The 9088-nt window shown below is 70.1% G+C and carries 8 protein-coding genes; 2 read left to right on the plus strand and 6 right to left on the minus strand.

Going from position 1 to position 9088, the window contains the following annotated elements:
• The coding region (ligA, locus tag ABI385_RS08220; RefSeq protein WP_348103266.1) for an NAD-dependent DNA ligase LigA at nucleotides 1-1250 on the minus strand (1250 nt) is incomplete at its 3' end.
• 77 nt (nucleotides 1251-1327) lie between these two features.
• Nucleotides 1328-2671 carry a D-arabinono-1,4-lactone oxidase gene (locus ABI385_RS08225; RefSeq protein WP_348103267.1) on the minus strand — a complete coding sequence of 448 codons (1344 nt, stop codon included), beginning with the start codon at nucleotides 2669-2671 and terminating at the stop codon, nucleotides 1328-1330.
• 159 nt (nucleotides 2672-2830) lie between these two features.
• Here ABI385_RS08225 and ABI385_RS08230 point away from each other — a divergent pair, with 159 nt between their 5' ends.
• Nucleotides 2831-4138: an Ig-like domain-containing protein gene (locus ABI385_RS08230; RefSeq protein WP_348103268.1), complete on the plus strand. Its 1308-nt coding sequence runs from the start codon at nucleotides 2831-2833 to the stop codon at nucleotides 4136-4138.
• Nucleotides 4139-4195: 57 nt separating this feature from the next.
• On the opposite strand, the gene ABI385_RS08235 is transcribed toward ABI385_RS08230, so the two are convergent.
• Both ABI385_RS08235 and ABI385_RS08240 read right to left on the minus strand, forming a co-directional pair.
• Nucleotides 4196-5209: an EamA family transporter gene (locus tag ABI385_RS08235; RefSeq protein ID WP_348103269.1), complete on the minus strand. Its 1014-nt coding sequence runs from the start codon at nucleotides 5207-5209 to the stop codon at nucleotides 4196-4198.
• The gene (locus ABI385_RS08240) at nucleotides 5206-6273 is read right to left on the minus strand and encodes a methionine synthase (protein WP_348103270.1); all 1068 of its coding nucleotides are present in this window, start codon (nucleotides 6271-6273) and stop codon (nucleotides 5206-5208) included. The genes ABI385_RS08235 and ABI385_RS08240 overlap by 4 nt, the downstream gene beginning before the upstream one ends.
• A 58-nt stretch (nucleotides 6274-6331) precedes the next feature.
• Here ABI385_RS08240 and ABI385_RS08245 point away from each other — a divergent pair, with 58 nt between their 5' ends.
• Nucleotides 6332-7819 carry a cryptochrome/photolyase family protein gene (locus tag ABI385_RS08245; protein ID WP_348103271.1) on the plus strand — a complete coding sequence of 496 codons (1488 nt, stop codon included), beginning with the start codon at nucleotides 6332-6334 and terminating at the stop codon, nucleotides 7817-7819.
• A 67-nt stretch (nucleotides 7820-7886) separates the two neighbouring features.
• On the opposite strand, the gene ABI385_RS08250 is transcribed toward ABI385_RS08245, so the two are convergent.
• Nucleotides 7887-8270 carry an MmcQ/YjbR family DNA-binding protein gene (locus ABI385_RS08250; protein WP_348103272.1) on the minus strand — a complete coding sequence of 128 codons (384 nt, stop codon included), beginning with the start codon at nucleotides 8268-8270 and terminating at the stop codon, nucleotides 7887-7889.
• A 42-nt stretch (nucleotides 8271-8312) separates the two neighbouring features.
• Nucleotides 8313-9088, minus strand: a 776-nt coding sequence (locus ABI385_RS08255) for a tRNA methyl transferase PRC-barrel domain-containing protein (protein ID WP_348103273.1), incomplete at its 5' end; no start/stop codon positions are given.

Genomic DNA, 9088 nt, shown 5'->3' on the forward strand with positions numbered 1-9088 from the left:
CTCCCATCGCGCAGCTCGACGACCGGCCCGACGATCTCGGGGATCACGTCGCCCGCCTTGCGGAGCACCACCGTGTCACCAATGAGCACGCCCTTGCGGCGAACCTCGTCGGCGTTGTGGAGGGTGGCGCGCTCGACCGTCGAACCGGCGACGACCACCGGCGTCATCACCCCGAACGGGGTGACCCGTCCGGTGCGGCCGACGTTGACCTGGATATCGAGCAAGCGGGTATTGACCTCTTCCGGCGGGTACTTGTAGGCGATGGCCCATCGAGGGGCACGAGACGTCGACCCGAGCTGACGCTGGACCGCGATCTCGTCGACCTTGACCACGACGCCGTCCAGCTCGTGCTCGACGCTGTGCCGCTCCTCACCGAACCGGGTCACGAACGTCTCGACCTCGGCGATCGTGTCGAGGACCCGGTAGTGGGTCGAGATCGGCAGGCCCCACTCGCGGAACAGGTAGTATGCCTGCGACTGCCGGGCCAGCTCCAGCCCCTCGCGCAGCCCGATCCCGTGTACGAGCATGTGCAGTGGGCGGCTGGCAGTGACGCGCGGGTCCTTCTGGCGCAACGAGCCGGCAGCACTGTTGCGGGGGTTGGCGAACGGCGCCCGGCCCGCCGCGACCAGGGAGGCGTTCAGCTCCTCGAAGCCCTCGACCGGGAAGAAGACCTCACCGCGGATTTCGACCCGCGCGGGATGGCCGGACCCTGTCAGCTGGTGCGGGATGCCCGTGATGGTGCGGACGTTGTTGGTGACGTCCTCGCCCGTACGCCCGTCACCGCGGGTCAGCGCCCTGACCAGGCGACCCTTTTCGTAGAGCAGGTTCACCGCGAGGCCGTCGATCTTCAGCTCGCACAAGAAGTGATAGACCGCGCCGTTGGCATCGCGTGCGGCACGAGCCGCCCACGCCTCCAGCTCTGCCGCCGAGAAGCAGTTGTCCAGGCTGAGCATCCGCTCGAGGTGGTCGACCGCCTGGAAGTCGGTGGAGAAGATCGCGCCCCCGACGAGCTGGGTCGGGCTCTCCGGCGTCCGCAGCACCGGGTAGTGCTCCTCGAGCTCGTTGAGCCGGCGGATGAGGCGGTCGTACCCGGCGTCGCTGATCGTCGGCGCATCACGCACGTGGTAGGCGAACTGGGCCGCACTCGCCTCCTGCGCGACCTCGGTCCACTCGTGCAGAGCTTCGGCCGGGACGCCCGTCGCCTCGATGGTCGACGGTGCGTCGGAAGCCCCCGCGTCCCTGCTTGTCATCGGCTCCTCATCGGCTTGTCACCTGATGGTCCTCGCGCCCGTCGCCACGCGGACATCCTGCCGCACGGCACCGACAGCTACCTCCCCGTGACCGAGCCGGCCACGCTGTCGGAGCCGCCGACCACGCGGTCGAGGAACGCGTTGCCGAATGTGCCGTCGGGGTCGACCCGCCCCCGGAGCGCTCGGAAGTCGGCCATCCGCGGATAGAGCGCTTCGAGCTCGGCCGACGTCGCCACGAAGCACTTGCCCCAGTGCGGTCGCGCGCCGAGCGGCAGGAGCGCCGTCTCGATCGCCGGCAGCACGGCATACACGGCCGGCTCGTCGAGCTCCCAGGTGAGGTGGAAGCCGACCACATCGGTCTCGTAGGCCGGGCTGAGCCAGAGCCCGTCGGCCGCCACCGTGCGCAGCTCCGAGACCCGCAACAGCCCGGCAAACACGGGCCGCAGCCGGCGCATAGCTTCCAGCGCGTCGAGCACCCGAGGCCGCGGCACGAGGTACTCGCTCTGCAGCTCGGCGCCGTGGCTCGGGGTGAACTCCATCCGGAAGTGCGGAAGCCGGTCCAGCCACGGACCCGGTATGCCGCCCTGCTGGGTCACCCCGTCGGCCACCGCCCCGATGTCGGGGTGCAGCTGCCGGGTCGCCCGGCGGGCACCGAAGAACACCGCGGGAGCAGACTCCTCCCGGGTCTTGACCCAGGCCTGAGCGAAGGTGCGGTCGGAGAAGTCCGTGAACAGGCTGACCGAGTAACCACTCCCGGTGATCTCGTCGAGGTGGTCCTCGACCGCGCGGCCCGGCAGGTCCGTCCAGACATCCTGGCGGACCTCGTAGGTCGGCTCGATGTCGAGCGTGAGGGTCGTGACGATCCCGAGGGCCCCCAGCCCGACGACGGACCCGTCGAAGTCGGCATCGCCACGAGCCAGCCGCCGCTCCCGGCCACTCGCGTCCAGGAGGGTGATCGCGGCGACGGCCGTGGCCAGCGACGCGTTGGTGTCGCCCGACCCGTGCGTCCCGGTGGCCACCGCGCCGGCGACCGAGATGTGCGGGAGCGAAGCGAGGTTGGCGAGCGCCCAGCCCTGCTTGTGCAGTCGCCGGGAGACCTCGCCGTAGCGCATCCCCGCACCCACCGTCACGGTGCTGCCCTGCTCCTCTGTCTCGGCGCCGGTGGCCGCACCCGTCTGCGCAATCGAGAAGACGGGTGGCAGCCCGTCGAGAGACACCAGCACACCGGGCTCACCGGTGGACCCGGCAGCGCCAGCGGAGCCGCCCATCGACCCGGCGTCGCCGATGTCGGTGAACGAGTGGCGAGAGCCCAGCGCCCGCACCCGCGGTGCGGCACCGACGAGCTCGGCGAGCTCCCCCAGCGTGGCCGGTCGAATGAGCCGGCCGGCGTACCGGTGGTTCCCGGACCAGTTGTGCTCCACAGATCGTCTCCTCGGATGGGTGGGCGGCGCTTGATAACGGTCGGACATCGGTCAGCCAAGTCCAGCATGTCGGGATTTGGTCAGGAGACTCACGTCGGAGACACTGGTTCGTGGGCGAGACTCTGCCCACGTCACGTCCTGCCTCGGGAGAACGCACGCATGGTGATCTGCCCCCGCTCGCCCACGCTCGGTGCCGCCTCGCGCGAATCCGTCCGGATCGCCGCTGGACCGACGCGCCTCGGGTTCCTCGCTGGTGCGGTCGTCGTCGCGTTCGGTCTGGGAGCGTGCACCGTCCCCGGTGGCGGCGCGTCTGCCTCGTCGACCGCGGGCGGGGGGCAGGCGGTGTCGGCCACCAGCTCGCAGCCGGCCACGACCACCACCACGCCGCCGGTTCCGAGCGTCGTGCTCACCCCCAGCGTCAACGCCGAGTCCAAGGTCCCGGTCGACACCGTGGTCAGCGTCGCGGCCAAGAACGGTGTGGTGACCGATGTGACCCTGACCTACAAGGACCCCAAGAAGGGGGACATCAACGTCGAAGGCAACCTCGACCCGGCAGGCGCCTCGTGGACCGCCACCAGCCTGCTCGAGCCGGCGACGTCCTACTCGCTGACGATGAAGGGCAAGAACGCCGAGGGCACCGAGGCCACCCAGCACGCGCAGTTCACCACCCAGGCACTGTCCAAGAAGCAGCAGATCTACCCCAGCATCGTGGCCGACGGCGCCACGGTCGGCATCGCGATGCCCGTCATCGTCCGGTTCGATGTCCCGGTTCAGGACAAGGCCGCCTTCGAGAAGAAGATGTCCGTCACGTCCGTCCCGCCGCAACAGGGCTCGTGGGGCTGGGTCAGCAGCAGTGAAGCGCACTGGCGCCCGGCGAGCTACTGGCAGCCCGGCACCAAGGTGAGCATCAACGTGGACATCAACAGCGTCTCCGCGGGCAACGGCACCTACGGCCAGATGTCGACGAGCGGCAGCTTCACGGTCGGCTCGTCCACCGTGATGCAGGCCAACCTGGCGACCCATCAGATGCAGGTGGTCGTGGGTGGCGCGGTCGCCAGGACGATCCCGATCACGGGCGGCAAGGCCGGGTTCGAGTCGCGCAGCGGCACCAAGGTCATCATGGAGAAGTTCGCGACGCTGCGCATGGACGCCAACACCGTCGGCATCGAGCCGGGTGACCCGAACTACTACAACATCCCCGACGTGAAGTACGCCATGCGCGAGACGAACTCCGGTGAGTTCCTCCACGCAGCGCCGTGGTCGGTGGGCAGCCAGGGCAAGGTCAACGTCAGCCATGGATGCATCGGGATGAGCACCGCCAACGCGGCCTGGCTGTTCGCCCTGGTCAATATCGGCGACCCGGTCGTGGTCACAGGCTCCAGCCGGGGCATCGAGGCCGGCAACGGCTGGAGCGACTGGAACGTCAGCTACGACAAGTGGAAGGCCAGCTCGGCGCTCGCTGGCTGACCTCGACTGCCTGACCTCGACTGCCTGACCTAGACATTGCCTGACCTCGAGGCCCGGTCAGGTATGCGTGCGGGTTGAGCTCCCGGACGTCGGGCTCCCTGTGGCCTGCGCCGGCGGGCCGCTACGGGGCTTGATGGACGGCCGACCGATGAGGACGGCCGCCGACAGGACGACGACAGCACCGACCACCTGGGCTGGCGACAGCCGCTCGTGCAGGAAGACAATGCCGAGCACGATGGCTACCACCGGGATCACGTAGGTCACTGTCGCCCCGACCGTCGGTCCCACCGCGCGGACGACGTCGAACTGCAGGGCGAACGCGAGTCCGGTCCCGACGACGCCCAGCGTCAGGACGGCGAGCACCGGCCAGACCGCCGACGTGGTGCCCGAGACCGGCGCGGGGGACAGTGACCATGGCGCCGCCAGCCTCGTTCCTTCAACAGAACCGCGGTGAAGCAGCCACCAGACCACCATGACGACGACCATCTGAGCCGAGGCCATGACGAGCTGCGCAGCGGGCAGCCCGAGACCCCCGACGTCACTGGGGCCGAGAAAGCGCTTGAGGTAGGACCATCCCAGACCGTAGGAAGCCCCGGCCAGCAGGGTCAGCCCGAACCCGAGCAGGTCCGGGCGCCCCAGGGCGGCCCACGGCTGCATGATGACGACCACGCCGAGGAAGCCGCCGACGACGGCCCACATCGTCCGGGCCGTGACCCGCTCGCCGGGGAAGAACAGCAGCCCGAAGACGACCGTCGCGAGAGGCGTCGTCGCATTGCCGATGCCGGCGAGCGCGGAGGACACCCGCTCCTCTCCCAGCGGGAACAGGGTGAAGGGCAGCGAGCACAGGAAGAACCCCGACACGGCGAGGTGACCCCATACGCGGGCCGTGCGCGGCAGCTCGGACCTGACAACCAACGCCGTCAGCAGCACGGTGAATGTCCCCGACACGATCCGCAACGTGGCGATCTGGACCGGCTGCAACGCCTCCAGCCCGATCTTCATCAGCAGGAAGGAGGCGCCCCAGATCAGCGCCAGAGCCCCGAACTTGACCTGCCAGGGGATCCGACTCACCCCGAGGCCCGCTCCGCGAGCTCCCGTGCCACGTCGATGCATACCTGTTGGACGCGCCGGGCGGCTTCTGGTGTGAGCCCGGACAACCCGCACGCAGGCGAGACCACCAGGTCTCCCAACGTTGCCGTTGGAAGACCGAGCTCGTGCCACCGCCGGACCAGCCCCGCCGCGACGTCCTGGGCGCGGGGCGGACCCGCCGCGGAGGGCACGCTCGGGACGCAACCGGCGTAGAGCGTCATGCCCTCCTCGATGCCGACCGCGACGCCCTCCCAGCCGCGTGGTCCGAGCAACGAGGTGTCGACGGCGAGATCAGCGACGGTGCGCCGCAACAACGGGAGCGGGACGTCGGGCGAGCAGCAGTGCACGAGCGGCCGGCGCGCTGCGGGTGCGCCGGCAGCCGCCCCCAGGCCCGGCTCTGACCCTTCGCTCGAGGCCGCGAGCACGGTCTGCAGCCCGGCCAACACCACCGCCGGGTCGACCGCGCGGACGACGCCGTATCCGGACGCGGTCGGCAGATGCCCGGCGAGAACCGCCGGCAGTGACGGTTCGTCGAGCTGGAGCACGACATCGGCGCCCGGGACGAGACGTCGGACCGCGGCCAGGTGCTCCCGGACCCCTTCAGCCAACGAGTCGACAAGGTCACGCGACGCACCCGGGTCACCCGCCACCCGTTCGCCGCGAGGCATCCAGGTGCTCGCGGCCAGCGTCCACGGACCGGCAACCTGGACCTTGAGCGGACCCGTCCAGCCGTCGTAGGCGTCGGCCAGCTCGTCGAGATCCTCACGCAGAAACGCCCGCGTGCGGCCGAGGTCATGTCCCGGCCGGTCCACGATCCGCCAGCCCGAGGGTTGGAGGTCGACGGGCAGGTCGACGAGCAGCCCCAGCCCGCGGGCGACGAGGTCGGCGCCAGGCCCACGAGACGGAAGCTCGGGCAGGTAGGTCAGGCCCGTGACCCCGTGGCTCTCGCTGTCGTCGCCCAGCGCGCCTACCGTGTCGCGGACCAGCCGGAGGGTCTCCCGGACGTCGGTCCCCGGCCACGAACCCATCCCAGTCACCGTCGTCACGGCCCCGAGGCTATCCGCGAGTGGCAGGAGCCACCCCGCCGGGCTAGCGTCGACCGGTATGCCGGTCCGTTGGATCTTCGGGGACCAGCTGGGACCCCATTTCCTCGACGACCACGACGGTGACGTGCTGCTCGTCGAGTCGCGACGAGTATTTGCCCGACGCGTGTTCCACCGACAGAAGGCGCACCTCGTGCTCGCCGCCATGCGGCACCGGGCCGCAGAGCTCGGCGCCCGCTGCCGGTATGCGCGCAGCGACACCTACCGCGACGCGCTGGAGGAGACCTCGGGTCCGCTCCAGGTCATCCACCCCACCTCGTGGGCGGCGGTAGACCTGGTCCAGCGCATCGCTCGCGAGCGCGACATCGAGCGGCTGCCCGCGCGCGGGTTCGCAACGGGCAAGGACGAGTTCGCCCGTTGGGCCGCCAGCCGGGGCGAGCGGCGCCTGCTGCTGGAGGACTTTTACCGGGATGCCCGCGGCCGCCTCGGCGTCCTCATGCACGGGGACCGTCCGGAGGGAGGACGGTGGAACCTCGACGCCGAGAACCGGGAGCCTCCGCCCAAGGGCAAGGCCCGACTGGGACCGCCCGAACCGCGGTGGCCCGTCGAGGACGAGATCGACGAGCAGGTCCGTTCCGATCTCGACCGTTGGGAACGCGACGGGGACGTCCGGTTCCTCGGCCGGGACGGTCCCCGCCGGTTCGCGGCCACCCGGGACGAAGCGCTCGCTGCCCTGGAGGACTTCGTCGAACACCGGCTCCCGTTGTTCGGTCCCCACGAGGACGCCGTTCTGCGAGGCGACTCCTGGATGGCTCACTCACTGCTGTCGGCGCCCCTCAACCTGGGGCTGCTGGACCCGGTCGAGGTCGTCGAGCGGGCCGAGGTGGCATACCGCAGCGGTTCGGTTCCGCTGCAGTCCGCCGAGGGGTTCGTGCGTCAGGTCATCGGTTGGCGTGACTACGTGTGGCACCTCTACTGGCACCTGGGGCAGGACTACCGGCACCTGAACCGGCTCGACGCGAGGCGCCAGCTCCCCGACTGGTTCAACGAGCTGGATGCGGACGCGACCGAGGCAGCCTGCCTTCGTGACACCCTGGCCGAGGTGCGTGACCACGGCTGGGTCCACCACATCCCGCGGTTGATGATCCTGGGAAACTATGCGGCGCAACAAGGTTGGCGCCCCGACGAGCTGACCGACTGGTTTCACCGGGCCTTCGTCGACGGATACGACTGGGTGATGGTGCCCAACGTCGTCGGGATGTCCCAGCACGCCGACGGCGGGATCATGGCGACCAAGCCGTACGTCTCCGGAGGCGCGTACCTAAACCGGATGACCGACCACTGCGGTGGGTGCCGGTTCGACCCGAGGAAGCGCGTCGGTGAGGACGCGTGCCCGTTCACGGCTGGGTACTGGGCCTACCTCGACCGCAACAGACAGAGCCTCTCCGGCAACCACCGGATGATGCGGGCCCTCAGCGGCCTGGACCGACTCACCGACCTCGACGCGCTCATCGCCCAGGAGAAACGCCACGGCTCGGACCCCCCCTGACTCCCCTGACTCAGCGCCTGACCCCTCAGCGTGACCCGCCCGTGAACACCACCCGCGAGCGCCGGGGTCAGGTGCGGGAGTCCCACTCCTTGACCAGCCGTGGGCCGGCGATACACCGCCACGCCTCCTCCACGACCAGCTCCACCCGGTCCCAGTCGGGGTGGTCGTCCAGCCACATCCCCACCCAGCCGCGGGCACCGACATATGGAGGCCGGAAGAACTGGGTCGGACTGTCCTCCATGACGTGGCGCTGCACACCATCCTGAGCAGCCGCCCACAGCGCCACCCGGTCGTCGTGGTGGTGGCGGGCAAACATGACGAACATCCGCTTCCCCCCGGCGAACCAGCATGCCTCGCCGTGGCTGCGACGCTCCAGGGTGCGAGGAAACGTCATACAGAGCGCGCGAACTCGAGGTGTCACCTCCCCGTCAAGAGCGCTGCTCGACGTCATCGACTCTCCCGATGGCTCGCATCGTCAGACCTCGTTGAAACCTTAGTGTGCTGCGTGCGCCAGTGACCTGTCCGTTCGGGTGATTGTGGCCGAGCCCACCACGCGCGTCCCGTCGTAAAGCACCACCGACTGCCCGGGCGCGACGCCCCGGAGGCGTTCGGTGAGGCGTACATGGACCTCGTCGCTGTTCTCGCCGGCGACCCACGCCGTGGCCGGGACCTCGTCACCGTGTGCCCGCAGCTGCGCCCCGACAGCGACGACGCCCTCCGGCGCCGCGCCGCACCAGCGGGGGTGGTGGCCCACGATCACGTCGACGCCGAGCAGGTCGCCGGTGCCGATCACCACGGTGTTGCTGGCCGCCTCGACGGCCACGACGTAGCGCGGCTCGCCGTCGAGGATGTCGCGGGACAGCCCGAGCCCGCGTCGCTGGCCCACGGTGAACCCGTATGCGCCCTGGTGCTTTCCGACGACGGCGCCACTGGGGTCGACGAGGTCGCCCGGCTGTTCGCCCAGGCGCTTCGTGAGCCAACCCCGGGTGTCACCGTCGGCGATGAAGCAGATGTCGTGGCTGTCGGGCTTGCTCGCCACGAAGAAGCCTCGGGCGGCAGCCTCCTCGCGGATCTGCGGCTTCGTCGTGTCGCCGAGGGGGAAGAACGACCTCGCGAGCTGGTCCGCTTCGAGGACGCCGAGGACGTAGGACTGGTCCTTGGCGGGGTCGACGGCCCGGTGCAGCTGCCGGCCCCCGTCGGCGCCGACGACCACCTGGGCGTAGTGGCCGGTAGCCACGGCGTCGAACCCGAGGGCCACCGCCTTGTCGA

The organism is Lapillicoccus sp. (assembly GCF_039935575.1).
In the GTDB taxonomy this organism is placed as follows: Bacteria; Actinomycetota; Actinomycetes; order Actinomycetales; family Dermatophilaceae; genus Lapillicoccus.